General features: G+C 58.4%; 22 protein-coding genes. 9 read left to right on the top strand and 13 right to left on the bottom strand.

Annotation, left to right across the window (positions count from 1 at the left end; translation table 11 throughout):
* Positions 1 to 84: 84 nt before the first annotated feature.
* From GE543_RS20980 to GE543_RS20970, 3 genes are all read left to right on the top strand, one after another.
* A complete protein-coding gene (locus tag GE543_RS20980) occupies positions 85 to 906 on the top strand; it encodes a phosphate/phosphite/phosphonate ABC transporter substrate-binding protein (RefSeq protein ID WP_153222297.1) in 822 nt (273 codons plus the stop codon).
* A 31-nt stretch (positions 907 to 937) separates the two neighbouring features.
* Entirely contained in the window at positions 938 to 3,856 is a 2,919-nt protein-coding gene (locus GE543_RS20975; protein ID WP_153222296.1) for a bifunctional diguanylate cyclase/phosphodiesterase, read from the top strand.
* Between the two features lie 271 nt (positions 3,857 to 4,127).
* Positions 4,128 to 5,639 carry a Fic family protein gene (locus GE543_RS20970; RefSeq protein ID WP_153222295.1) on the top strand — a complete coding sequence of 504 codons (1,512 nt, stop codon included), beginning with the start codon at positions 4,128 to 4,130 and terminating at the stop codon, positions 5,637 to 5,639.
* Here GE543_RS20970 and GE543_RS20965 read toward each other — a convergent pair.
* From GE543_RS20965 to GE543_RS20940, 6 genes are all read right to left on the bottom strand, one after another.
* Positions 5,632 to 6,282, bottom strand: a complete 651-nt coding sequence (locus GE543_RS20965; RefSeq protein ID WP_153222294.1) for an FMN-dependent NADH-azoreductase — start codon at positions 6,280 to 6,282, stop codon at positions 5,632 to 5,634. The genes GE543_RS20970 and GE543_RS20965 overlap by 8 nt on opposite strands.
* Positions 6,283 to 6,379: 97 nt before the next feature.
* Positions 6,380 to 6,619, bottom strand: coding sequence for a hypothetical protein (locus GE543_RS20960; protein WP_003317071.1), 240 nt, complete (start codon positions 6,617 to 6,619; stop codon positions 6,380 to 6,382).
* Between the two features lie 298 nt (positions 6,620 to 6,917).
* Entirely contained in the window at positions 6,918 to 9,224 is a 2,307-nt protein-coding gene (locus GE543_RS20955) for a TonB-dependent receptor (protein WP_153222293.1), read from the bottom strand.
* Positions 9,225 to 9,295: 71 nt separating this feature from the next.
* On the bottom strand, positions 9,296 to 9,700 hold the full coding sequence (locus GE543_RS20950; protein WP_010438282.1) for a biopolymer transporter ExbD: 405 nt from the start codon (positions 9,698 to 9,700) through the stop codon (positions 9,296 to 9,298).
* 1 nt (position 9,701) lies between these two features.
* A complete protein-coding gene (locus tag GE543_RS20945) occupies positions 9,702 to 10,394 on the bottom strand; it encodes a MotA/TolQ/ExbB proton channel family protein (protein WP_003317067.1) in 693 nt (230 codons plus the stop codon).
* 10 nt (positions 10,395 to 10,404) lie between these two features.
* Positions 10,405 to 11,253 carry an energy transducer TonB gene (locus GE543_RS20940; RefSeq protein WP_153222292.1) on the bottom strand — a complete coding sequence of 283 codons (849 nt, stop codon included), beginning with the start codon at positions 11,251 to 11,253 and terminating at the stop codon, positions 10,405 to 10,407.
* A 320-nt stretch (positions 11,254 to 11,573) separates the two neighbouring features.
* Between GE543_RS20940 and GE543_RS20935 the strand changes: the two genes are divergently transcribed.
* The gene (locus tag GE543_RS20935; protein ID WP_004412103.1) at positions 11,574 to 12,422 is read left to right on the top strand and encodes an ureidoglycolate lyase; all 849 of its coding nucleotides are present in this window, start codon (positions 11,574 to 11,576) and stop codon (positions 12,420 to 12,422) included.
* A 48-nt stretch (positions 12,423 to 12,470) separates the two neighbouring features.
* Here GE543_RS20935 and GE543_RS20930 read toward each other — a convergent pair whose 3' ends face one another.
* Positions 12,471 to 13,289, bottom strand: coding sequence for an alpha/beta fold hydrolase (locus GE543_RS20930; RefSeq protein WP_153222291.1), 819 nt, complete (start codon positions 13,287 to 13,289; stop codon positions 12,471 to 12,473).
* 291 nt (positions 13,290 to 13,580) lie between these two features.
* On the opposite strand from GE543_RS20930, the gene GE543_RS20925 reads away from it, so the two are divergent.
* The 3 genes from GE543_RS20925 (at position 13,581) to GE543_RS20915 (ending at position 17,855) form a co-directional block, all read left to right on the top strand.
* The gene (locus GE543_RS20925) at positions 13,581 to 15,899 is read left to right on the top strand and encodes a mechanosensitive ion channel family protein (RefSeq protein ID WP_371927218.1); all 2,319 of its coding nucleotides are present in this window, start codon (positions 13,581 to 13,583) and stop codon (positions 15,897 to 15,899) included.
* Between the two features lie 152 nt (positions 15,900 to 16,051).
* Positions 16,052 to 16,936: a sugar nucleotide-binding protein gene (locus GE543_RS20920; protein WP_003426665.1), complete on the top strand. Its 885-nt coding sequence runs from the start codon at positions 16,052 to 16,054 to the stop codon at positions 16,934 to 16,936.
* The gene (locus GE543_RS20915) at positions 16,929 to 17,855 is read left to right on the top strand and encodes an NAD-dependent epimerase/dehydratase family protein (protein WP_153222289.1); all 927 of its coding nucleotides are present in this window, start codon (positions 16,929 to 16,931) and stop codon (positions 17,853 to 17,855) included. The genes GE543_RS20920 and GE543_RS20915 overlap by 8 nt, the downstream gene beginning before the upstream one ends.
* A 483-nt stretch (positions 17,856 to 18,338) precedes the next feature.
* Here the strand turns inward: GE543_RS20915 and GE543_RS20905 are convergent, their stop codons facing one another.
* From GE543_RS20905 to GE543_RS20885, 5 genes are all read right to left on the bottom strand, one after another.
* Positions 18,339 to 19,025: an OmpW family protein gene (locus GE543_RS20905; RefSeq protein ID WP_004412095.1), complete on the bottom strand. Its 687-nt coding sequence runs from the start codon at positions 19,023 to 19,025 to the stop codon at positions 18,339 to 18,341.
* A gap of 103 nt (positions 19,026 to 19,128) precedes the next feature.
* Positions 19,129 to 19,653, bottom strand: coding sequence for a DUF3299 domain-containing protein (locus GE543_RS20900; RefSeq protein WP_004412093.1), 525 nt, complete (start codon positions 19,651 to 19,653; stop codon positions 19,129 to 19,131).
* 8 nt (positions 19,654 to 19,661) lie between these two features.
* Positions 19,662 to 20,927, bottom strand: a complete 1,266-nt coding sequence (locus GE543_RS20895) for an ABC transporter permease (protein WP_003317058.1) — start codon at positions 20,925 to 20,927, stop codon at positions 19,662 to 19,664.
* A 1-nt stretch (position 20,928) separates the two neighbouring features.
* On the bottom strand, positions 20,929 to 21,639 hold the full coding sequence (locus tag GE543_RS20890) for an ABC transporter ATP-binding protein (RefSeq protein WP_003400342.1): 711 nt from the start codon (positions 21,637 to 21,639) through the stop codon (positions 20,929 to 20,931).
* A gap of 69 nt (positions 21,640 to 21,708) precedes the next feature.
* Positions 21,709 to 22,296 carry a DUF2796 domain-containing protein gene (locus GE543_RS20885; RefSeq protein WP_153222288.1) on the bottom strand — a complete coding sequence of 196 codons (588 nt, stop codon included), beginning with the start codon at positions 22,294 to 22,296 and terminating at the stop codon, positions 21,709 to 21,711.
* A 301-nt stretch (positions 22,297 to 22,597) separates the two neighbouring features.
* Here GE543_RS20885 and GE543_RS20880 point away from each other — a divergent pair, with 301 nt between their 5' ends.
* The gene (locus GE543_RS20880; protein ID WP_003317055.1) at positions 22,598 to 23,020 is read left to right on the top strand and encodes a nuclear transport factor 2 family protein; all 423 of its coding nucleotides are present in this window, start codon (positions 22,598 to 22,600) and stop codon (positions 23,018 to 23,020) included.
* A 61-nt stretch (positions 23,021 to 23,081) separates the two neighbouring features.
* A complete protein-coding gene (locus GE543_RS20875) occupies positions 23,082 to 23,435 on the top strand; it encodes a hypothetical protein (protein ID WP_100073338.1) in 354 nt (117 codons plus the stop codon).
* A gap of 55 nt (positions 23,436 to 23,490) precedes the next feature.
* On the opposite strand, the gene trxA is transcribed toward GE543_RS20875, so the two are convergent.
* Positions 23,491 to 24,363, bottom strand: a complete 873-nt coding sequence (trxA, locus tag GE543_RS20870; protein ID WP_153222287.1) for a thioredoxin — start codon at positions 24,361 to 24,363, stop codon at positions 23,491 to 23,493.
* Positions 24,364 to 24,476: the final 113 nt, after the last annotated feature.

Genomic DNA, 24,476 nt, shown 5'->3' with positions numbered 1-24,476 from the left:
AGTTGGCTCTAATCATCGTTGGATAAGCCGTTATTGTACAGTCGGAGTTGACAAGTGAAGTTACGCCTAAGCTGCAAAGCTATCATGATCGCCCTGTCGTTTGCCTTGTCGAATGTGGCGGTTTCTGAAGAGCTTAAAGTGTACAACTTTTCGCCTGTCAATCAGTACAATCTTAATCTTTCAGCCAGTTTTTGGAATCCAATCATAAAGTATGTGTCTGAAAAAAGCGGCGTGAATCTCACGCTGAAATTAGGGCGAACGTCCTCTGATACAACGAGTTATGTGCTCGCACAAGAAGTTGATTTCGCTTTTACCAATCATCTTTTTAGTCCGGAACGCGACAAGATGGGCTGGAAGGTGTTTGGTCGCCGTGACGCGCCTGCGCTTGAGGGGCAAATCGTGGTGCCTGCCGACTCGCCAATTCAAAGCCTTTCGGAGCTGGAGGGCAAGGAAGTCGTGTATCCGGGACCGGAAGCGTTCATTGCTTATAAAGTGACAAGTTCGGAATTGGTCAAGAAGAAGATCAATACGTCTACTGTGTTCGCAGGAAACATGGACGGTGCTTTCAGCCAACTCCTTAGCGGCAAGGCTCAAGCGATGGGGGCCAACTCACAGCTGGTAAGCGGCTACACGGAGAGAGAAGGGAAGTTGTTCCGCGTCCTGTGGAGTTCGGCCTCGTTCAACGATTTGGCCCTCATGGCATCCCCTCGGGTTTCCAAAAAAGAACGTGATGCGGTAGCCAACGCATTTTTTAACATGCAAAACGATCCCGACGGTAGCAGGGTTCTTCGTGAGGCGACCGAGCTGGTCCATGCACCGGCACCGATTACCTTCATTCCTGCGACGGAAGCGGATTATGCGTCCTATCGTGATTTTTATAATAGTTTGCCAGCAAACCTCAAGTAAATAATTTCAACTTTAGCTGGAGAGGCTGTTAATGAATTTCTTTAAAAGCCTGCTACCCAAATCACTGACGTCGCGAATACTGGCGATGTTATCTGTTCTGATTCTGACTTTTTTGACGACGGGCCTGGGCCTGTTTTATAAAAATCAGCTGCTTCAGCATATTGAAGAGATTCAAGACACCGCTAACATGCTGATCGAGGTTGCCGCGCAAGCGGTAGAGGAGAGTGTCGTCATCGGCGATTACGACACCATCAAAAGAACCCTCGAAAAAACCCTGGCTCGCTCGCCGTTCAAGTCGGCCATGTTTATTGATCTGTCGGGTGGCGTCATTCGCCTTGAGGCCGCCAGTGCGCCGCTTGGAAGAGCGCCTGCATGGATAGAGTCTGAAGTCGCTGCACGATTATTCGATGTCAATCGTCCGATCACTATTGGCGGGAAAGATTATGGCGTGATGCGTCTGTCTTTTAATGCCGAGAGAATTGCTGCTGAGCTCTACAGTCTGGTGATCCAGGCGACACTCTTTGCAGTATTTTTCCTGCTGATAAGTTTGATGTTGATGGGGTTCATGATCAAGCGTTCGCTTGCCCACCTGGGCAAGCTCCACTCTTATGAGGCAGAAATCGCTTCAGGCGCAGTGGCAGCAGAAGCGATGTTGGTCGCTGATGCTCCCATGGAAATACAGGAGGCTATAAAAGCGGTAAACCGTACCGCCGCGAGTATGCGCAATCACTTTGGCCTGCGTATCGAATCGTTGATGAACACCTTGGTGCAGCATAAAAATGCCCTGGATGAGGTGTCGATCGTTTGCGAAGTGTCGGCCTCCGGACGTATCACCTACGTTAACGAACGATTCGTAACAAGCTCACAGCATTCGCGAGCCGAGCTTTTAGAGTTGACGATCGATGAAGTCTGGACCGGCATGTCTTCAGCCAATGAACCTTGGCAATGGGCACCTGAAAATGAGGTGTGGAACGGTGAGGTCAGGCTCTCAGGTCGTACCGGCAAGGTTGCATGGCATCGACGCACCGTCATACCTATTCTCGATGACCTGGGCGGCGTTGAAAAATATATCTGCATCGATATCGATATCACCGATCGAAAAGAGTTTGAGGTGGCGATTCTGGATAACTCCAGAAGGCAAAACCTGATCGCCTTGTTTGGTCAGCAGGCGTTGACGGAAGAAAACGTCAGTGCTCTGGGTGAACTGGCAGCACTGACTGCGGCGCAAGGACTGAAATTGCGCAAGGCCGCTTTACGGGTCGTTGATCGAGTGAGTCATGAGCTCATCCTCAGCGCTGAGGTTGGCTTCACCGACGTTGAAATCCGCAGTGGTTATCACAATGATTTTTTGAACGGCACTGCTTCTTCCGCCGGGTTTGTCATTAATGCTGATGCGCCTGATAACAGGTACACGCTGCTTCCTGATGAAGCAGTGGAGGCGTGCAGTATCAGGAGTGGCCTGGAGGTTGATATCTCTTGCAGAGAAGTCTTCAAGGGCGTTCTTGGGGTGTATGCCAGCAGGGATTACCGCTTTACGCGTGAAGATGTCAGCTACCTTCAGACACTTGCCAACCTCTTGGCAGCCGCGCTTGAAAGGTATGACGCAAAGAGCAAGCTGACCTACCTGGCCGAAAATGACTCGCTCACCCGTCTGCCTAATCGCTGGTTTCTCAGCAATTATCTGCGCGAGATAATCAGTCGGACCACGTCAGCGCCAGATGCAGTAAGCGTCATATTCATAGATTTGGACAGGTTCAAAGCCGTGAATGACACCATGGGGCATTCGGTAGGCGATCAATTGCTTATCCAGGCAGGTCGACGCTTGAAAGACTGCATTGATGAGAACAGTGTGGTTGCGCGGTTGGGAGGTGATGAGTTTTCGATCGTCGTCACACACAACGTCTATTCCGAGAGCCTCATCAAATCGCTGGCGACCCAGGTTGTTGATGCGTTGGGTAAACCGTTCAACCTGGGCGGCCAGGATATATTTGTTTCAGCGAGTGTGGGCATCGCTAATTATCCGTTTGACGGGCGTGACACGGGCGTTATCTTGAAGAATGCAGATACCGCCATGTACCACGCGAAGAAAAGTGGTCGTAATAATTACAAGTTCTACAATGCCCGGATGAACGAAAGTTTAACCAGGCGCTTGCAAACTGAAACGCTGTTGCGGGGTGCGCTTGAGCGCGATGAGTTTATTCTGCATTTTCAGCCAAAGGTCAGCCTCACCGATGGCAGGATAAGTGGTCTGGAGGCCTTATTGCGCTGGAATCACCCGGAGCAAGGAATGATTTCTCCGGCCGATTTTATTCCTATTCTTGAGGACACTGGCCTGATCATTCCTGTCGGCGTGTGGGTGATCCAGAAAGTCTGTGAAACCCTGAAAAGCTGGGAAGAGAGTAATGTCAGGATGGTGCCGATCGCCATCAATCTGTCCGTCAGACAGCTTCAGGTAAAAGGCCTGGCTGAAACCGTCAAGCATGTCGTTGAAGCATACGGTATCAACCCCGCTCTTTTAGAGTTCGAACTGACCGAGTCGATGCTGATGATCGATCCTGAGTCGGCGGTTGAGATACTTCGAGATATAAAATCGTATGGCATAAGCCTTTCGGTCGACGATTTCGGAACGGGCTATTCCAGTTTGGCCTACCTGAAGCGATTTCCTCTTGATGCCCTCAAAATCGACAGGGCGTTCATCAAAGATATCACCAGCAATCATGAGGACGCCGCGATCACCAGGGCGGTAATCGTATTGGCGCACGAATTGGGTCTTAAAGTTATTGCAGAAGGCGTCGAAACAATCGACCAGTTAGAACTGCTCGTGGCGTATGGCTGCGATCAAATGCAGGGTTATCTTTTCAGTAAGCCTGTCATCAGTGATGAGTGTGCCGCCATGATTAAATCGTCACGTAGTCTGGAGATAGGCTTTTCTGAAAGTGGTGTGGCGTAACATCGTATTGATAGTGTCTGCGAGAGCGGTCATGGCAGGCCGCTTTACGCAGCGGCTGCTTTTGGTCGAAAGCACGTATTGGCAGGTAGCTGCATTTGATCAGCGATACGCATCAGACGAAACATTTCCGACCCACTGCTACCTGAGTCGAAACGAAGCAGTCTTCACAAAAAATCACCCACTCGTTCATGGTATGCACAGCGAGCTATAATTTTTTCCTCGAAAAGCGTGTAAATTATAATTTTCTCGTGACTCGTATAGGAAATTCTCCATGCAGCAACCCATTGAGCGAGCCGGGTATAGCTGGCTGATCAATGCACTGGATCTTCGCTGCGTGGCGCTTGATCATGAGTGTGTCATTGGCTCGCGGCCTGCGCTCTCACTGCCCGCTGGTGGCGTGAAGATAGAGGTCTTCACCAAGGGCTATGCCAGAGAGCATCGCCCCGTTGACCAGATGCTTTTTGCGCTCTCATACGAAGGGGTGAATATAGGCGTTCTGGAGCGCGCCTTTCAGAATCCGGGTGTTCGTAATGACCTGACTGCTGCAATCGCCGAGAAACCAGCCAGCGGCTATCTGCGCCGACTCTGGTACATCTGTGAACACATTGCAGGCCAGCTGTTACCTCTGCCCGACGCGGCTCAGAACATCCCCTATGAGCACCTGCTTCCACCGGATAAATATTTCACCGGCCCAGAGGTAATGTCGCGCAGACACCGGGTGCGGATGAATCTGTTGGGGACACCGAAGCTTTCGGCTCTTGTTACACGCCAGAGTCTGGCAGACGACAATCTTCTGAATGCACAAATAGTCGAGCGTATGCATGACCAGATGGTCGACTTCTCAGTCAGCGAGATTGCTAGAGCAGCGCAGTACCTGCTGACGACCGAAACCCGCAGTTCATACGAGATTGAGCACGAACGCCCGGCGCCTGATCGAATCCTGCGCTTTGTGCGAGTGCTGGAACAGGCAGGCCAGCGCTCGCTTGATGAGGAGTTCCTGTTCGACGTCCATCGGATAGCCCTCGCTACGGGGCGTCCTGACCCTTCCATTGGTGCTTACAGGTATATGCAGAACTGGCTTGGCCGCGGGGATCTGATCCACCTGATCCCGCCAGCGCCGGAGAACGTTCCAGAGATGATGGAGGAGTGGTTCCTGATGCGTGAGCGCGTTATGCGCAGTAACGCTCCAGCGCTGGTTAAATTGAATGCGATTGCGCACAGCTTTATCTATATCCACCCTTTCATGGACGGCAACGGCCGTTTGTCCCGCTTCATCATGCAGGACATCCTGGCTAATGAAGGTGTCAAGCTGCAGGGCATTATCATGCCGATATCTGCTGGCCTTCTGGTCAATCTCGAGACTTATATCGGCGCGCTTGATGCCCTGTCACGGCGGATACTCGGTGCTACGCAGTACCACAGGACGGACCTGGCCAGCGACCCTGAACTGGATGAGGCGCACGATCATCTGTTCGCTCATCTGGATTTCACTGATCTGCAGGGCGAGGTCAACAAGAGTGCTGCGCGGGTTCTGGACGGGCTCATGCGTGACGAAGTTAACCATCTCGTTCGCCGTGACAGATTCAAAGAGCAAATGAATCGCGAACTTGATCTGTCCAACCGAGACCTTGAGCTTCTTATCGCGGTGATCTACGAGAACAGCGGACATGTCTCCAAGCGCAAGCGGACAGGGTTGTTCCAGCACCTGACGGATGAAGACATTGCACTGGCGGAGAGTATTTACGCCGATCTGCATGCGCCTCAAGCGACGGGGTCTAAGTGACCTTGGCACCTTGTGGGTCAGAGTGGTCCGTGGCGAGCTTCGACGCTTCAGCCAGCGCTGCGTTAAAATTGGCCTCTGCCGTTGCGGGATCCGCGAGCGTTGCTTCCGATAGCACTGCATCGATGGCCGGGATGCCCACCATCCGTGCCCAGGTTCTGAGGTACGCGACCTGATGGTCGTAGGCTTCGATGGGGAAGTCTTCCCCAAGCGCTACCCCACGTGAGGCGAACACCACCACTTTCTTGCCTTTGAGCAGACCACGCATGCCTTGGGCATCGAACTCGAACAGCACACCGCGCTGCGATACGGCGTCAATCAAGTGCTTAAGGCGGTAGGGAATACCGAAATTCCACATTGGCACACTGAAGAGGATGACGTCGGCTCGGTGGAAACGCTCGCCCAATGCGTGGATCTGTTTCCACACTGCCTGTTGCTCAGCGCTCATTTGCACACCTTGAAGGTCTGCGTACTTGGCGTTCAAGGCAGGACCGTCGAAGGGCAAAAGATCGACCGTCCACACGTCCAGAACGTCCACAGTGGATTCCGGATGAAGTGAGGTAAAAGTCTCAAGGTAGCGCGAGGCCAGTTTCAGGGAAACGGAGCGCTCGGCGCGGGGGGAGCTGGCGATATGAAGAATATGCATGGAATCATTCCTGTTGGGTACACCCGCAGAAGTTATCCAATTTAGTCTATGAGTTGACGCCGATGTTCCTTCTGGCTTATCGGCTTGAGAGCTAAGTCTACATCCTCAGCGCTATTGCCTCTGCCACAAGGCACTCCAGCGCAAACTGCTCGGTATAGGTCATCTGAATCGGCGTGGTCTCGCCCTTGACGGTCCGCTCGCCATCAAGGATGTAGCGAATGCGTTTGTCGGTCACACCGATGCGCTTGGCAATCCACGAAGGGGTTTGGCCGATGCGCGAGATCAGTTTGTCGGCATATTCGGTGGAGGGGTTATAGAGTTCTGCGTTGGGTGTCATGGTGTGTCCAGATGGAAGTCAGGTGCTATAGATGCGGGGGAGTATGCAGCACCGTGCGCTGTTCGTCGCCGTGGGGCTGGCAACCGACATATATTATGCAGCGACTGGCAGATTGCCTTCGCGAGCAAGCTCGCTCCCACAGAAGCCTGTCTTCGCGAGCAAGCTCGCTCCCACAGAAGCCTGTCTTCGTGAGCAAGCGCGCTCCCGCAGGATCCTGTCTCCAAGAGCAAACCGCGCAGCGTCATTCAATGCAAGTGGCGGGTGGGGCGATCCTTCGCCCGTCCTCAGTCAGCAACGATCAGAGTTTCACGCCGAGTGTTACGAACGCGCTGCGCGGTGTGCCTACTTGAAGAATCTGCAAGTTCCCCGCCGGGTCGGTGGCTGCGCTGGCGTCGGTGTTGAGGGTGGAGATGTAGCGTTTGTCGAACAGGTTGACCATGTTCAACGACAGCGTGGTGTCCTTGAGGGCGCCGAGTTTGCCGAAGTCATAGCCGAGGTTGGCGTTTGCCAGCCAGTAGCCGCTGACACTGGAGTCATTGGTGTAGGTGTAATAGCGCTTGCTGATGTAGCTGCCTTGCAAGCCGGCGTTCCAGTGTTCCCAATTCCAGTCCAGGTTGCTCGAATACATCAGTTTCGGTGTATCGACGACGGTCTTGCCTTTTACATGAACGGTGTTGCCGCCGCTGGCGTAGTCATCGTCGTAAGTGCTGTGGTTATAGGACATGGAGTTGGACCAGCGCCAGTTCTCATTGGGCGTCAGACCGAACGACAGCTCCAGGCCTCGACTGGTGACCGAGCCGACGTTGGCGACGCCGTTCTGGCAGATGACGATGCCGGTGCAGTTGGTGATGGCGACCAGGCGGTTATCGAATTTGGTGTTGTAGATCGCCGCCGAGGCCGAATACAGTTTGGTGCTGCGGCGCACGCCCAGCTCCACGGTTTTCGAGGTTTCCGGCTTCAGGTCCTTGAAGCCGTTCTGCGCATCGACGGCGCTCTGCGTCGTGAAGAACGGGCTGTAACCGCCACTCGGGAATGCGGCCATGTTTTCCGAGTAAGAGGTGAAGACCTCGTCGTCTTCGTCGAGTTTGTAGGTTGCGCCTACTTGCGGCAGAAACCTGTCCCGCGCTTGCAGCGAACCACTGGCATAACCGCCACCTTTGCCCTCGGCTGTCGAGGTCGTCACGGTATTTTTCGCGCCGAACTCAAGTTTGAGGCGGTCATCCAGCAGGGTGTAGGTGTCGCGCAGGTAGAACTGCCGGGTCAGGTCGTTGTAACTCTGATCCAGCACGGTGGCCGCCAGGGGCAGGCCATCGGTTTTGACGATGTGGTTCTGCGGCGTCGCATTGGTGGTATCGAACAGGTAGCGCGAGATGTCGTTCTTGTTGGATTGAATCCAGAACCCGCCCTGAATTTCATGCTGGCCGAGGTAGTAGGTCAGCGAGCTCTGGAAGCCGGTTCGATCGATGCCGTATTTTGTGCTGCGAATCGAATTGCTCGGCACTGTCGTCGAGCCGCTGGTGTAGACGAACGGATAATACGAGTTGCCCCGGCCCGAGTCATGGTGGTGATAGACGGTCGCGTCCAGGACCAGATCATCGGTCAGCGAGAAGTTGCCGTTGAGGATGTCCAGTTCGTCGTCGCGCAGGCTGCTGGCGTTGTAGGTCGCATCGTTCGCGCTGGTGACCCCGCCGCTATAAATGCCGTTGGCCGCATTGACCGCGCGGGTCCAGTCCGGCGTGTAGTAGCTCCAGTTGTAGCCCAGACGCTGGATGATGCTTTTGGACATGTTCGGCAGGTTGGCTTCGTCATGAGACGAGGTGCTGTGGAAGAAGCTCACCCGATTGTCGCCGAAGTTGTAGTTGACCTTGGCGTTCACCGCGTCGGACTTTTGCGGGTTGTTGTGGCCTTTCCAGGCGTCGGCGTCGTACTTTTCGCCCGACACGTACGCTGACAGGCCGTTGTATTCGCCGGTATCGACCCGCATGAAAGTGCGTGAGGTGTCGTAGCTGCCCAGGGTTTGCGACAGACGCGCGCCGAACTCTTTATCGGGGTTGGAACTGGTGAACTGGATGGTGCCGCCCAGATCACTGTTCGATGCCGTGCCCAGTGAGCCGATGCCGGGTGCCACTTCGCTGGAGGCGATGTTTTCCGCGATGATCGCACGGGTGATGCTCAGGCCGTTGAAGTTGCCGAAGCTCATGTTGCCGAGGGTGACGCCGTCCAGCGTGTAGCCCAGGTGGTGCATATCGAAGCCGCGCAGGCTGATGCGCTGGCTGCCTTCCTCACGGCCCAGCGGGTCACCGGACTGGAAGTTGACCCCCGGCAGGCGTTGCAGAACCTTCATCGGGCTGGTGCCTGCCGAGTAAGCCTTCACATCCTTTTGCGTCACGCGCTGCACCTGGCGCGTCTCGCCCTGACCAATCACCGACACCGTGCCCAGCGTCATGGCGGCGCTGTTGTCGCTGGCGGGCGCCGTTGCCGAGGTGGGCACATCGTCATCGGCCTGAATGAACGGGCTGATCAGGCACAAAGAGTTCAATGAAATCAGCAGCGCGAGGCGTGTTACCGGGAATCGAGGGGCACGCGATATCGATCGATTGTTCATGGAAAGGTTTTCCTGGGGCGTCAGGGTGCCGCGCTTGCGGCGGGTCATGTGGTTAACGACAGGTTCTTGTTTCAGGGGCTTTCGGTAATCACCGACAGGCGACTGATGCCGGCTTTCTGCACATCGGCCAGTACCTGCGCCACGCGGCCGTAACCCGTCGCCTGATCGGCGCGCAGGCTGACGGCGACGTCCGGGTCTTTGCTGTGCAGGGCTTGCAGCGCCTCCGGAAGTTGCTCCAGCGCTACAGCTTCGCTGTCGATGAACACGCCGCCGCTGGCGTCGACACTCACCACCACCGGGTCGGCCTGATCCAGTGAGGTGGTGGCGACGGTCTGCGGCAGGTCCAGCGGTATGGCGTTATTGAGCAGCGGCGCGGTGACGATGAAGGTCACCAGCAGTACCAGCATCACATCCACCAACGGCGTGATGTTGATGTCGCTGATTGCATCGTCATCGTTGGACGTGGAGAAGGACATGTCAGCTCACTCCTTTCAGGCTCGGGGCCGTCTTGTCGCGGTGGTCGGGTTGCAGCCGGAAGGCGTTGCGTTGCGAGAGGTTGAGGAAGTCCACGGCGAACTCTTCAAGGTCCGCGATCACCAGCTTCAGACGCCGCCCGAAAAAGTTGTAAGCCAGCACCGCAGGCACCGCGACGGCGATGCCGACACCGGTCGCTACCAGCGCTTCGCCAATCGGCCCGGCGACCACCGCAATGCTCGCCGACTTGGCCTGGCTGATCGCGCTGAGTGCATGAATGATCCCGAACACCGTACCGAACAGGCCGATGAAGGGCGCGGTGCTGCCGATCGATGCCAGCAGGATCATGCCGCTTTCCAGGCGACGACGTTCCTTGTGGATCTGTTGACGCAGGCTGCGCTCGAGCAAGTCCTGGCGGTTCCAGCTGTGGCCCAGGTCCGGCGAGTCGTGGGGCGCGGCGAGGGCCTGCGCGCCGGCATCGGTCAGGCGTGCCAGGCTGCCTTCACTGTTCGGCAGGTGCAGCGCATTTTTCAGGTCGCGGGCGGCCCAGAATTGCGTGGCGTAGCGTCGGTTCTGCCGGGTCAGTCGCCAGTGCTGAAAGGTCTTGCCGAGCAACAGCGCCCAGGTCACCAGCGAGAAAATCACCAGCAGGGCCATTGAGGATTGGGTAATGAGTACGGAGTAAGCAGTGTTCATGACGTGAGCCTCAGGGTGCGAGTTTGAAAGCCATGGGGACGTTGACCCAGCCTTCTACCGGGGTGTCGCCGCGTTTGGCGGGAATAAAGGTCCATTGCCGGACGGCGGCCTGTGCGGCTTCGTCCAGCGCCGGGACGCCGCTGCTTTGCAGCACTTGCACCTGGTCGGTACGTCCGTTGGGCAGCACATGCACGCGCAGCATCGTCGTGCCTTCCTGATGGCGGCGCGCGGCGGCAGGCGGATAGACCGGCGGCGGATTGTTCAGGTAACCGGCCCGGCCTATGGGGGCGGTGGTGGTTTGTGGTGCCGCAGGTGCAGGTGCAGGTGCAGGTGCAGGTGCAGGTCTTGGCGCTGGCGCTGCAGCAGGTGCGGGCGCCGCGACGGAGGGGGCCGGCGCAACAGGTCTGGCGACAGGTTTGCTCGGTGCGGTTCTGGGCTGCGCCTTGGGCTTGGGTAGCTCGGCAGGTTTGGGCTCAGGTGGCGCAGGCTTGGGGGCTGGCTCCGGCTTGGGAGCTGGCGCAGGCGGCTCCGGTGCTGGCTGAGGCGTTGGCTCTGGCGGTGTCGGTTGGGCTACCGGCGGCGCAACGGGCGGCGGCACCCACTGCACGGTGATCGGCATCGGCGGGGTCGGCTCGGGCGCTTGCGGGTGGTCGGCCATCAGCCACGCGGCCAGCGCGGCATGCAACCCGATCGCCAGTGCAATCGCCAATGCGGCGTGCGGCCATATGCGTGGTGCGTTGTCGCTGTGCTGCTGGACCGCAAGCGACGACGGGGCAACGTTGCAGTTACCCACAGGCTGATGGGGCCAGTGGCGTAGCTGGCGCGGCGGTAAGCGGCGGGACAGTATCAGCGTTGACATGAGTTCAGCTCACCCGTTAAAGAATACGAGCCCGTCGTGTTGGCGAAAGGCTCGTTTCAACTGGAGCTGATATTAATACTCGTTGTGTGTATTAATTATGACCGCCGCCGTGTGATCGTGGTTTTCTGTTGTTAAACGTGAACCCGGCTTGCCGCGCAACTGTTCGTAAATTTCATTAGGCGAGGCATCGGCTGCAATGCTATCTGTCCAGACGTGCCACGTTCGTACCTACACGAAAACGTATTGCCGCGCAGGCTGGGCAACAGGGCGTCACCCTCTTGATCCGCGGTTCACACCTTGGACAGAAACGGGAGAACTCGATGAAATTGCTACGTTACGGTGAGAAGGGGCTGGAAAAGCCAGGCTTGCTTGATGCTGCCAACCAGATCCGTGACCTGTCTGCACACGTCAAGGATATTGCTGGCGATGTGTTGAGCCCGGCAGGTCTTGCAAGCTTGGCTGCGCTGGATCCCGAGAGCCTGCCGCTGGTTCCGGGCCAACCACGCATCGGAGCGTGTGTCGGGCAGGTCGGCAAGTTCATCTGCATAGGCTTGAACTACGCTGACCACGCTGCGGAGTCGCAGATGGAAGTGCCGAAGGAACCGATCATCTTCAACAAGTGGACCAGTGCAATTTGCGGTCCCAACGATGATGTCCAGATCCCCCGTGGCTCGCTCAAGACTGACTGGGAGGTCGAGTTGGGCGTGATCATCGGCAAGGGCGGACGTTACATCGACGAAGCCGATGCCATGGAGCACGTGGCCGGGTATTGCGTGATCAATGATGTGTCCGAGCGCGAATGGCAGCTTGAGCGCGGTGGGACCTGGGACAAGGGTAAAGGCTTCGATACTTTCGGCCCGTTAGGTCCATGGCTGGTGACCCGCGACGAAGTTGCCGATCCTCATTCACTCGACCTGTGGCTGGAAGTGGACGGCCATCGTTATCAGAATGGCAATACGCGCACGATGATTTTCAGCGTGCCGCAACTGATCGCCTACCTGAGCCGTTGCATGAGCCTGCAACCAGGCGATGTCATCTCGACGGGGACGCCACCGGGTGTGGGGCAGGGCGTGAAGCCGCAACCTGTCTTCTTGCGTGCAGGGCAACGCATACGTCTGGGGATCGCGGGGCTGGGCGAGCAGAATCAGTTGACCGTTCCGGCCGACTGACCCGCTGCCAGCAGGGAGCTGGCAATCGGCTCCCTGTCACACGAACCATCAGCCCTGCACAAACGCCAGCAGGTCTTTGTTGAGCGTCTCTGCATGGGTCACTGCAAACCCGTGCGGCGCGCCTGGGTAGACCTTCAGTTCGGCCCCCTTGATCATCGCGGCAGCCCGTTTGCCCGAGGCTTCAAACGGCACTACCTGATCGTCGTCACCATGAATCACCAGGGTCGGCACATCGATTTTTTCCATGTCCGGGCGGAAGTCGGTTGCGGAGAACGCCGTCACGCAATCCAGCGTGCCCTTGAGCGAGGCGAGCAGGGCGATGTTCAGCGTCTGCGTCTGTACGCCTTCGGAGACTTTCTGGCCGTGGTTGATGCCGTAGAACGTGCTGGCGAAGTCGCTGATGAACTGAGCACGGTCCTTGAGCAGGCCTTCGGTGATGCCATCGAATACGGACTGCTCGACGCCTTCCGGGTTGTCTCCGGTTTTGAGGAAAAACGGCGTAACCGAGCCCAGCAATGCCAGCTTGGCCACCCGCTCGCTGCCATATTTGGCGATATAGCGTGTGACATCACCGCCGCCCATGGAGAAACCCACCAGTGTCACGTCGCGCAGATCGAGGTGTTCGATCAGCTCGGCGATGTCGTCAGCGAAGGTGTCATAGTCATAGCCGGTCCACGGCTGACCGGAACGACCGAACCCGCGGCGGTCGTAGGCGATGGTGCGATAGCCCCGGCTGCTCAGGTATTCCATCTGGTATTCCCACATGTCCGCATCCAGCGGCCAGCCGTGGCTGAACAGGACCGGTTTGCCCGTGCCCCAATCCTTGTAATAGATCTCGGTGCCATCTTTGGTGTTGAACGTGCTCATGCAGATTCCTCTTGATGTCAGGTTCTCGATGTCGGGTTGATCCGGCGAACGCCGTGCTGCGCAGGCGGGTGAACGCCTTCGGCAGCTCCCGATAATTCCGGCACTGGAGGTTTTGCATAGTTCAGTCGAGAAGACTGAGCGTACTGCCCAACCGCGGTTTTCTGAAACATTGCCTCATCGTATTTCCCTGCCGAAACCGAACTTGCCGCGCATACGGGAATCAGTTCATTGGGGTCGAGGCTTGCCTTGCCCTGTCTATGGTTTGACTTGCCCATTGAAGGAGAGAACTGCGTGGCGTCTCAGCTGAAAATCTTGATCCTTTCGGGTCTGCTGTTATTCGCAGGCAGTTTCAATCTCCAGGCGGCCGATGTACCTGCATTACCGATGGGCGCGGCGGTGCCGGCAGACGACAAGGCGGCTGAAAAGGCTGACCCCAAAGCCGACCCCAAGGCCGCTGACAAACCCGCCGCGAAAGCGGATGACAAGGCGGCTGACAAGGACAAGACCGATGCGAAACCGGCCGATGGTGCAGAGCCTGCGGCCGAGGCCCCAGAGTTGCTGGTGCAGGGCGGGTTGCTCGGTGCCATCAGTACCAGCATCGATGACGTCCAGGAAAAGCTCAATCTGGATGACAACCTGTTCGACGCCTGGCAACTGCGCGCCGATCGCGCCGCTGACGAGCTGGAAAAGCTGGTCAACAAACGCACCACACGCTCCCCATGGAGTGTCGCCGGGGACTTTCTCGCCCTGTCTTTTGTATGGATCGCATCGTTTGCGGTTCTGACCACGCTGGGTCGTTTTCTGGCCGTACGCTTGTGCCGCACACCGTTCATGCGGGTGCGCGCGCGCAGTCAGGCGCTGCTCAAGTACGTGTTGCCATTTACTCTGCCAGCCATCGTCTGCCTGCCGTTGACCCTTTACGTCAGCCACTTCATGCCGTCTTCGGTAGGCCGCGCGCTGGCGCTGTGTTTCGCGTATGCAACCAGCAGCGGCATCGTCTCGACTTCGGTGCTGCTCTGCGTGATCGTGATGTTCAACTTCGGGCATAAGCGTGCCGGCGTGCGCATGATCCGCCGCTACGCGCCGCGGCCACTGTTCGTGGTCGGCTTCCTGGCGGCGCTGAGTGACGCGCTGACCAGTCCGCAGATCGCCCGTCAGCTGGGCAGTAACGTCACCACCAGTGTTGCGGTGTTTACCGGGCTGTTTGCCTCGGTGGTGTTCTGCATGCTGATCATCAAGGTGCGTCGCCCGGTGGCCCACCTGATCCGTAACCGCTCCTTGAGCAGTCGTCTGCAGCGGCCCGCGCTGCAACAGTCGTTGAAGATATTCTCCAAGCTGTGGCACCTGCCGATCCTGCTGATGATTCTGGTCTCGGCGATCAACCTGATTGGCGCTGGCGAGGACAGTCAGCAAGCGCTGCGGTGTGCGTTGTTCACCACCATTCTGCTGATTGCCACGGTGTTCCTCAGCACCGTGTTCCAGCACCTGTTCAAACCGACGGAAACCCTCGGGCGCGGCGGGCATGTGTACAAGGCGCGCCTGCTGAGCCTGGTGTACGCGGTGTTGCGTATCGCGCTGGCCATCGGGTTCATCGAGATACTGGGGCGGATCTGGGGCTTCTCGATGTTCGAGTTTGCCCAACGCAATACTCTGGGCCGAGTGATCAGTGATTCGCTGAGCAGCATCGGTCTGATCTTCGTCGTCACCTGGCTGTTGTGGGTAGTGCTCGACACCGCCATTCAGGAAGCCCTGAAACCGCCGGTCAATCATCGCAGCGGACGCCAGCCGAGTACTCGGATCAAAACCATTCTGCCGCTGCTGCGCAACGCGGTGAAAATCATTCTGGTGGTGATCTGTGCGATCACCACCATGGCCAACCTGGGCATCAACGTGGCACCACTGCTGGCGGGTGCCGGTGTGGTCGGTCTGGCCATCGGTTTCGGTTCGCAACAACTGGTGCAGGATGTGATCACCGGCCTGTTCATCATCATCGAGGACACCTTTTCGGTGGGCGACTGGGTGGTGCTCAGCACCGGCCATTCCGGTTCGGTGGAAAGCCTGACCATTCGCACCGTGCGCCTGCGTGACGGCAAGGGGTTCGTCCACTCGGTGCCGTTCGGCCAGATCAAGGCGGTCACCAACCAGTCGCGGCAATTCGCGTACGCGTTCTTCTCGGTGCAGTTCACCTATGACTCGGACATCGATGACGCGCTGGCGCTGATCCGCGAGACCGGCCAGTCGATCAGCGAAGACATCCTGCTCAAGCACAACCTGCAGGGGCCGCTGGAGGTCTTCGGCGTCGATCGCATGGACCTCAACGGCGTGGTGCTGACCGCGCAATTTCGTACCTCTTCGGGTGGTCAGTACGCGGTGGGGCGCGCGTTCAACGAGCGTCTCAAGCGGCTTGTGGACAAGAACCCGAATGTGCGTTTTGCGCAGACTTATCCACAGATGGTCATGGGGCCGGGCTTCAATAACCCGCAGGCTGGCGTCGAAGCCGAAGGGCCACCCGCGCCCTCGGACCCTGCCATGGCGACACCTTCTGCGCCTGCGCCCGCGCCGCTCAGTCTGGCCAAAGGCAACAGCACGCCCGGCCCGGCAGCTCAGTAACTCAACCGACGCACGGGGCGCTGCAACGCTTTGTCGCGGCGTCGTTAACCCGCCAGGCTGCGCAACTGTTGGGGGTTGGCAGGCAACGTGTTATGTTTGCAGGCGTTTTTCAATTGTTCGTTTGATTACCTGATACCGAGCCTGCTGACTCTATGCGAATGCGCCTTATGCTGTTGGGCGGCGGGAATGCCCTCGGGCAGGCGCTGATTCGTCTGGGTGCCGAGGAAGACATTGGTTTCCTCGCACCACGTCCACCGCAAGACGGCTGGGACGTGGCGAGCCTCACGCAACTGCTTGATGACACCCGTCCCGATGCCCTGATCAACCTTGCTTACTACTTCGACTGGTTTCAGGCGGAGACCGTGAGTGAAGCGCGCCTGACCCATCAGGAGCGCTCTGTCGAGCGTCTTGCCGAACTGTGTCAGCACCACAACATCACGCTGGTTCAGCCGTCCAGCTATCGTGTGTTCGATGGTTCCCGCGCGACGGCCTACAGCGAAAAAGACGAGCCTGTACCTCTGGGCCTGCGCGGCCAGGCCCTGTGGCGTATCGAGCAGAGCGTTCGTGCGACCTGCCCGCAACATGTGCTGGTGCGTTTCGGCTGGTTGCTGGATGACAGCACCGATGGTGTGCTGGGTCGCTTTCTCTCGCGTGCCAAGGAACCCGGAGAGCTGCTGCTCGCCGACGATCGCCGCGGCAACCCGACGCCGGTCGATGATGCGGCACGGGTGATCATTTCGGTCATCAAGCAACTCGACTGCGAAGCGCCGCTGTGGGGCACCTACCACTACGCCGGACACGAGGCGACCACGCCACTGGCGCTGGGGCAGGCAGTGCTCACCGAAGCGCGTCTGCTGCACGCGCTGGCCATCGAATCGCCCACTGCGCAGGCTCATGCCGCGCGCCCCGATGCAGCCGAAGAACCGCAGCACGCGGTACTGGCCTGCAAGAAAATTCTCCACACTTTCGGCATCAAGCCCCGCGCCTGGCGGGCCGGCCTGCCAAGCCTGCTGGATCGGTATTATCGACATGTCTGACGCTCCTGTTCTGATCACTGGAGGTGCGGGTTTCATTGGCTCGCACCTGACCGACGCATTGCTTGCCAGCGGGCAGGCCGTGCGTATCCTCGACAACCTCTCGGCAGGCAAGCGCAGCAACCTGCCGCTCGATAACCCGCAGGTCGAACTGATCGAAGGGGACGTGGCCGATGCCGACCTGGTCAAGCGCGCGGCGCAGGGCTGCAAGGCCGTCGTGCACCTGGCGGCAGTGGCCTCGGTGCAGGCGTCGGTCGATGACCCGGTGCGTACTCACCAGAGCAACTTCATCGGCACGTTGAATGTCTGCGAGGCCATGCGCGAAGCGGGCATCAAACGGGTGATCTTCGCTTCCAGCGCGGCGGTGTACGGCAACAACGGTGAGGGCGAAGCGATCACCGAGGACACCACCAAGGCACCGCTGACGCCTTACGCCTCGGACAAGCTGGCCAGCGAGTATTACCTGGATTTCTACCGTCGCCAGCATGGCCTGGAACCGGTGATCTTCCGCTTCTTCAACATTTTCGGGCCACGCCAGGACCCATCGTCGCCTTACTCGGGCGTGATCAGCATCTTTGCCGAGCGTATCCGCAAAGGCCTGCCGATCAGCGTGTTTGGCGATGGCGAGCAGACGCGGGATTTCTACTACGTCGGGGATCTGCTCAAGCTGCTGCTGCAGGCCTTGTCACGGGAAAGCGCCATCGAAGGCGCGATCAACGTCGGCCTGAACAAGACCACGTCGCTCAACGAACTGCTGGCTGCGCTTGCGCAGGTTGTCGGCAAGCAGCCGGAAGTCACCTATCAGGCACCACGCTCGGGCGACATCAAACATTCCCGCGCCAGTAATCAGCGTCTGCTGGAGCACTTCACCCTCGACGAGCCAACGCCACTGGTGCGCGGGCTTGAGTTGTTGATAGGGTAGAGAGTCCTACATCGAATGTAACTGCCTATTCGCGAACAAGTTCGCTCCTACAAAAGCCTGTGAGCACCTGTAGGAGCGAACTTGTTCGCGAAGATGATATTGCAGGCGCAGAAAGTGCATCGAATGTAACTGCCTATTCGCAACAAGTTCGCTCCTACAAAAGCCTGTGAGCACCTGTAGGAGCGAACTTGTTCGCGAAGCCGATATTGCAGGCGCAGAAAGTACATCGAATGTAACTGCCTATTCGCGAACAAGTTCGCTCCTACAAAAGCCTGTGAGCACCTGTAGAAGCGAACTTGTTCGCGAAGACGATATTGCAGACGCAGAAAGTGCATCGAATGTAACTGCCTTCGGACCAGCCCGCTCCTGCAAAAAGCGCGGCATTACTTCGTCATGGAGTTGGTACGAGATCATCAGGTCTACAAAACACAAAGGCACCCGATAAGGGTGCCTTTGTGTGTGTTGCGTTTGAAGGTGTGCAGGTCAGAACTTGTAACCCACGCCCACCATGTATACCCATGGGTCGATGTCCACGTCGACCTTGGTCTTGCCGACGGCCAGGGCTGACGGGCCGTCCACGGTTGCTTTGGTGTCGATGTCGACGTACCAGACCGAGGCGTTGAGCAGTACGTTGTCGGTGATCATGTAATCCATGCCCAACTGCCCGGCGAGGCCGACCGAGTCCTTGAGCTTGAGGTTGCTGAAACCCTGATCCTTGCGGTTGCCGGTCAGGTCGGTATCGAAGAACGTGGTGTAGTTGATGCCCACGCCAGCGTACGGCTGGAATCTCGACGACGGTTCCATCGGGTAGTACTGCAACGACAGCGTCGGCGGCAGTTGTTTGATGTCGGCCAGCTTGCCATCCAGGCCAGGCCCGAGGCCTTTGACCGACACGGTGTGGCTGAACGGCGTGGCGGCCAGCAGCTCGATGCCGACGTGCTGGGTCAGCATGTAGGCGAAGGTCAGGCCCAGCTGGTTTTCGCCGTCGACAGTCGCTTTGGTGCCGGAAACCTTGGCACCGTCGAGGCGCACTTCGCCGCTGTCTTCATTGGGCTGGACGTGTGCGACACCGGCGCGAACGATGAAGTCGCCAGGCTGGTAGGCGTGTGCCGCGACCGGGGCGGTGAGGGCAAGCGCGACAAGGGACGCGCGTAGCAGATGCTTGTGCATGGAGGCTCCAGAGATCAGTCAAAATTTATGGGCGTAATGTTAAAGCGCTGTCGAGCGGCGACTTTGACTCAGCTCAATGAAATCGCTGGGAACCTCGTGATCCTTATGAATCCGGCAACTCGTAGACAAGAATCTTGTCTGCCTGCATCTGATAACCCGCTTCTGCCAGTTCGCTGGAAGACGACTTGGCCTGCATCGGTCCTTCGATCCAGTACGGCTGATACAGCTCATCGACCTTCACACCCAGCTCGCTCGTGACATGCACGATCTGGTTCGCCGGTGGCGGCGGCACATGGATGCAGGCGCCGAAATACGGCACCAGCAGAAACTCCGTCACCCGGCCTTCCTCACTGACCTCAAGCGGCACGATGTAGCCCGGTAAACGCACCAGTTTGCCATCCAGTGCCTTGACCACCGGCGCATGCGGCGCCAGTTGGTGGGCCGCAGGCGCTGCCTCCATGGCCAGTGCATCGGACAGCTTGGACATATCGTGCAGCGGAGCCGTTACCGGCTTCACCACAGGTGCATCGGGTGGAATCATGTCATTCCAGGTCAGCTCACGCGGCTCGGCGGCCCACACTTGAGTGGTAACCGAGAACAGCAGAGTGAGTAGCATGCGCCGCATCATGAAGGTCCTCATAAACGAATCGACAGTCCATCGGCCAGTGACTGCCTGTAGGCTCGCCAGGCTGGCACGGTTCCCATCAACAGCGCGCAGCCGAGAATGGCACCGAGTAATGTCCATTCATATTGGCCAGGTGGCATAGACGACAGGTACAGACCGTAGTTGTCGAGCACGTAGTCGCGGGCCACGAAGATGCCGATATAGAGCAGCGCAAGGCCGCTGATGACACCCGCCAGCGCCAGGGCGAAGGCTTCGAGTATAAGCAGACTTGCGATATGCCAGGGGCGCGCGCCGACCGAGCGCAGGATGGCCATTTCCCGGCGGCGCTCGTTGAGGCTGGTGAGAATCGCAGTCAGCATGCCGATCAGTCCGGTCAGCACCACGAACAGCGAAATCACGAACAGCGCCTTTTCCGCCGTGCCCATCAGGCTCCACAGCTCCTGCAGTGCCACGCCGGGCAGAATCGCCAGCATGGGCTCGCCACGGTATTCGTTGATCTCGCGTTGCAGGCTGAAGGTGGAAATCTTGCTGTTCAAGCCCAGCATGAAGGCAGTGATCGCCGTCGGCGTCAGGTCCATATTGCGCGCCTGATCGGCTGAGATGCGCTCGTTGCCGCGTGCCGGAGCGCCGTTGTGCCAGTCGATATGAATGGCCTCCATGCCGCCCAGGCTGATATGCAGCGTGCGGTCCACCGGGGTACCGGTCGGCTTGAGGATGCCGACCACAGTGAATGGCTTGTCGTCATGCTTGACCAGGCTGATCGCGGCGACACCGTGCGCCAGTACCAGCTTGTCGCCCAGCTTGTAATGCAGCGCCTTGGCGACCTCCGAACCCAGCACCACTTCAAAGGGATCGGTCTTGAACTCGCGTCCTTCGGCCATTTCCAGGTGCTGTTGGCGACCGAACTGATAATGCTCGAAATACGCTTCATTGGTGCCCATCACCCGGTAGCCGCGATGAGAGTCGCCCAGCGAAACCGGGATCGCCCACTTGACCTGCTTGCTGTTGGCGAAGTGCTCGAAGCTGTCCCAGCGAATGTTGTTGGTGGCATTGCCGATGCGGAACACCGAGTACAGCAACAGGTTGATCGAGCCGGAGCGCGCACCGACGATCAGGTCGGTGCCGCTGATGGTGCTGGCGAAGCTGGAGCGCGCTTCGGTGCGCACCCGCTCGACGGCCAGCAACAGGCAAACCGACAGCGCAATGGCGAAGGCAGTGAGAAACGCGGTGAAACGGCGGTTGGCCAGGCTGGCCATGGCCAGACGAAACAGATACATCTCAAATCTCCACGGCAACGGCGGCGCGATTCAGGTCGCTCAGCGACAGATTGCGATCAAACAGCGGTGCCAGGCTCTGGTCATGACTGACAAACAGCAGGCTGGCCCCGGCCTCGCGGCACTCGGCGAACAACAGACGAATGAACGCCTCGCGCGAGTCCGCGTCCAGCGCAGACGTTGGCTCATCGGCAATCACCAGCTCCGGTTGACCGATCAGCGCCCGGGCGGCGGCGACTCGCTGTTGCTGGCCGATGGACAACGAGTCGGCGCGGCGTGTCAGCATCGCCGGGTCTTTCAGGCCCAGGTGGGCGAGCAGGGTGGTGGTGGCTTTCTCGACGCTGCCGTGGCGTTGCCTGGCACGCTCGGCACGCACGCTGGAAAAGTGGCAGGGCAGTTCGATGTTTTCCCGCACCGACAAAAACGGCAGCAGGTTGAACTGTTGAAAGATGTAGCCAGTGTGATCGACGCGAAAGCGATCACGCGCGGCCGAAGAGAGGGCCGACAGGTCCTGGTTCAACAGGCGAATGCTGCCGCTGACCGGTTTTTGTACACCGCCCAGCAGGCCCAGCAGCGTGGTTTTACCGCTGCCACTCGGGCCTTTGAGGAACAGGGTTTCGCCGCTTTGCAGGCGGAACTCGGGGATGTCCAGCAGTTGCGGATGGCCGGGCCAGTTGAAGCGCAGGTCCGACAGTTCGATCAGTGCTTGGGTCATGGGCTGACTCACGCTCGGTTGGAAATTAAAAGACCGGGCCAGGCCCGGTCGTTGTACTGCAGGGGGCGATCAGAATTTCAGCGTCGGGTTGGCTGCGATCACTTCTGCGCCTGACTGGCCGCCTGGCGAAATCAGTTGTACCTGAAGCTTCTTGGTGTCGGGAAAGGTTATGAAGATTTGCGACAGGTCGAGCTTCTTCAGAATGGCCGGTGCGTCACAGACGAACTTGTAGTGACCGTGAATTTCGCTGTGCTCATGATGATCGGCGTCGCCGCCCTTGGCGTGTTCATCGTGATCGTCATCCTTGTCACCAAACAACGGGCTTTCCAGCTTTACCGAAGTGGCCGAGCAATTGGCGGCATCGGCGATGCTGAACAACGCGTTGGGCTTGAGCAGCAATTCGCGCGCCTTGGCGACTTTGGCCTTGTCTTCATCCGAGGTCGCAACGTGTTCGAAACCGACGATGTTCATGGCCGGGCTGTCGAATTCGAATTCCAGCGTCTTGCCTTCCAGCACCACATCCAGACGTCCGACGCCGTGCTCGTGCGCACCCAGGCTGCCATGTTCATCGCCATGATCGTGGTCGTGTTCTTCAGCCGCGTGCGCAGCAACGAGTGGTAACAGGGCGAAAGGCAGGGCGAGTAGCAGACGGCGCATAGCGGGCTCCAGAACAATAATCGAGAAAAACTGTTATGTGATCTTATAACAAGTGATGGCCTGCGTGGACGTGTTTTTATCCAGACGCCGGGTGGCCGCGCGGCAGCAAAGCGCTATTGACGGTCTTGTCGGGCATACCCGGTCCGGTGCTTATGCCTAAGTAGTCTCACACTTCGCGTCATCAAGTCCTACTCTGGAAGATGAAAATCGCTACACCTGCGCCGGATGCGCAGGAAGGTTTTCATCGCCAGTCAGGGCCTGCGCTCGACCTGGGCCGAGTGCGACATCAGGGAAGATACTCATGAACAAGCTCCATTCGAACAGAGAAGTCCTGCGTGCTGTGTACAAGGATATGACACGCATCACCGAATTCGCCGACGCTGACATCGTGCTGCACAAGGCGGATCAAGGCGCTGGCGGTGGCTTGTCCATAGCCATCGGCAGGGAGGCAGTGCTTTCCCATCAGATCAATCTGATCAGGCGTACCCATCAGACCCTGTACATGGATGTCCACGACATCATCGCCAACGATCACTTCGGCTCGGTGCTGGGCGAAATGCGCGCCAGTTGTGAGGGCCGGAAAATCATCATGCCGTTTTGCGACCTGTGGCGGTTTCGCGATGGCCGAATTATCGAATGCTGGGAAAACGTCTACGACGTGCGGGCGCTTGGCAATTTCATCAACGGCAAGGAACCGGTCCTCAACCAGTGGCGTTACGGTTGATCATGGGAATGCGCGCCAGCCTGTGGGAGCATGTACGCCTGACTGTCAGCAGGTGCACATCATGTTGCGTATTCGTGGAACCGTAGGCCAGTGGCCGGTGGATTTGACCCTTGAACTGGACGAAGGAGACTGGGCGCAACTGGGCGCGCAGCTCAAGGGCGTGGCCCCGGAGGCGCCAGCCGCCGTAGCCGAGAACACGCCGCTCAACCAGGACGACAGGCTCTGGCAAGTCGCTCAGGAATTGCTGCACAAGGCCGGGCAGATGAGTGGGCCGGATCTATTGGGACAACTGGAAGGGTTGGCGGGCAGTACCGCTGCGGGCAAGCATCTGCTGGTGCGCTTGCGTCACTCGGCGAACGTGAAGGTCGAGAGCGGTGGAGATGCGCCGCTGTACAGCTGGGTCGAAGCGACGTGACCTGACCGCGCTGAGCAACAACAGGCACCTGGTGCGGTGCCTGTTGTGTTGCGCCTCAGTACAGCGCGGCAAACAGCTTGCGACGGTAGGCCGTGACCAGCGGGTGATCATTGCCCAGCAAGTCGAATACTTGCAGCAGCGTCTTGTGCGGCAGGCCCTCGGCGTAATTGCGATTGCGGATGAACAGCTTGAGCAGGCCCTCGAGCGCAGCTTCGTACCGTTGACGCGACAACTGCTGAATCGCCAGTTGCAGTGCTGCTTCATCGTCCTGCGGGTTTTGCGCAAGACGGCTTTTCAGTTCGGCAGCGTCCGGCAGGGTCGCGGCTTGCGCGAGGAACGTCAGCTGGGCCTTGGCACCGGCCAGTTCGGCCTTGTGTGCATCACCGGTGACCGCATCCAGCACGGCCTTGGCCTCGCTCAATTCGCCCCGTTCGGCCAGGCAGCGCGCATACAGAATCAGCGCGGCGCCATTGGTGTTGTCTTCGCCCAGCAGCACCTTGAGCTGTGCTTCGGCTTCGGCGAAACGACTTTCCGCAAACAGCGCCTGTGCCTGCTTGAGCGGGTCGGCGGCTGGCGGTGGCGGCATGACCACGTGCTGGTCGAGAATCTTGCGGATTTCCGACTCGGGCTGGGCACCGGCAAAGCCATCTACCGGCTGGCCGTCCTTGAACAGCACCACGGTAGGCAGGCTGCGAATGCCGAAGCGCGCCACGATGTCCTGCTCGATGTCGCAATTGACCTTGGCCAGCAGCAGCTCGCCCTGATAACTCTCGGTGATTTGCTGCAGCAGGGGCATCAAGACCTTGCAGGGCGCACACCACTCGGCCCAGAAATCCACCAGCACCGGCTGGTCGAAGGACTTGTCGATCACCAGTTGATCGAAGTTCGCGGCGGTTGCGTCGAAAATGTAAGCAGTTTCCTGGCTCATTGCACGTCTCGAAGAATCTGAATGCTGCCAACTATAAAGCCCGCAGGGCAATGCTGAAAGCGGTGTCGTCTATTGGACATGATCGTGCCCACACTCATTGCTATTGATGCTGG

The sequence above is a fragment of the Pseudomonas sp. SZ57 genome (assembly GCF_009495975.1).
GTDB classification, from domain to species: domain Bacteria; phylum Pseudomonadota; class Gammaproteobacteria; order Pseudomonadales; family Pseudomonadaceae; genus Aquipseudomonas; species Aquipseudomonas syringae.
This window is presented reverse-complemented; position numbering and strand designations above follow the sequence as displayed.

Coding starts and splice junctions, on each gene's coding strand:
- GE543_RS20980 (WP_153222297.1), top strand. CDS start 85: ATGATCGCCCTGTCGTTTGCCTTGTCGAATGTGGCGGTTTCTGAAGAG.
- GE543_RS20975 (WP_153222296.1), top strand. CDS start 938: ATGAATTTCTTTAAAAGCCTGCTACCCAAATCACTGACGTCGCGAATA.
- GE543_RS20970 (WP_153222295.1), top strand. CDS start 4,128: ATGCAGCAACCCATTGAGCGAGCCGGGTATAGCTGGCTGATCAATGCA.
- GE543_RS20965 (WP_153222294.1), bottom strand. CDS start 6,282: ATGCATATTCTTCATATCGCCAGCTCCCCCCGCGCCGAGCGCTCCGTT.
- GE543_RS20960 (WP_003317071.1), bottom strand. CDS start 6,619: ATGACACCCAACGCAGAACTCTATAACCCCTCCACCGAATATGCCGAC.
- GE543_RS20955 (WP_153222293.1), bottom strand. CDS start 9,224: ATGAACAATCGATCGATATCGCGTGCCCCTCGATTCCCGGTAACACGC.
- GE543_RS20950 (WP_010438282.1), bottom strand. CDS start 9,700: ATGTCCTTCTCCACGTCCAACGATGACGATGCAATCAGCGACATCAAC.
- GE543_RS20945 (WP_003317067.1), bottom strand. CDS start 10,394: ATGAACACTGCTTACTCCGTACTCATTACCCAATCCTCAATGGCCCTG.
- GE543_RS20940 (WP_153222292.1), bottom strand. CDS start 11,253: ATGTCAACGCTGATACTGTCCCGCCGCTTACCGCCGCGCCAGCTACGC.
- GE543_RS20935 (WP_004412103.1), top strand. CDS start 11,574: ATGAAATTGCTACGTTACGGTGAGAAGGGGCTGGAAAAGCCAGGCTTG.
- GE543_RS20930 (WP_153222291.1), bottom strand. CDS start 13,289: ATGAGCACGTTCAACACCAAAGATGGCACCGAGATCTATTACAAGGAT.
- GE543_RS20920 (WP_003426665.1), top strand. CDS start 16,052: ATGCGAATGCGCCTTATGCTGTTGGGCGGCGGGAATGCCCTCGGGCAG.
- GE543_RS20915 (WP_153222289.1), top strand. CDS start 16,929: ATGTCTGACGCTCCTGTTCTGATCACTGGAGGTGCGGGTTTCATTGGC.
- GE543_RS20905 (WP_004412095.1), bottom strand. CDS start 19,025: ATGCACAAGCATCTGCTACGCGCGTCCCTTGTCGCGCTTGCCCTCACC.
- GE543_RS20900 (WP_004412093.1), bottom strand. CDS start 19,653: ATGATGCGGCGCATGCTACTCACTCTGCTGTTCTCGGTTACCACTCAA.
- GE543_RS20895 (WP_003317058.1), bottom strand. CDS start 20,927: ATGTATCTGTTTCGTCTGGCCATGGCCAGCCTGGCCAACCGCCGTTTC.
- GE543_RS20890 (WP_003400342.1), bottom strand. CDS start 21,639: ATGACCCAAGCACTGATCGAACTGTCGGACCTGCGCTTCAACTGGCCC.
- GE543_RS20885 (WP_153222288.1), bottom strand. CDS start 22,296: ATGCGCCGTCTGCTACTCGCCCTGCCTTTCGCCCTGTTACCACTCGTT.
- GE543_RS20880 (WP_003317055.1), top strand. CDS start 22,598: ATGAACAAGCTCCATTCGAACAGAGAAGTCCTGCGTGCTGTGTACAAG.
- GE543_RS20875 (WP_100073338.1), top strand. CDS start 23,082: ATGTTGCGTATTCGTGGAACCGTAGGCCAGTGGCCGGTGGATTTGACC.
- trxA (WP_153222287.1), bottom strand. CDS start 24,363: ATGAGCCAGGAAACTGCTTACATTTTCGACGCAACCGCCGCGAACTTC.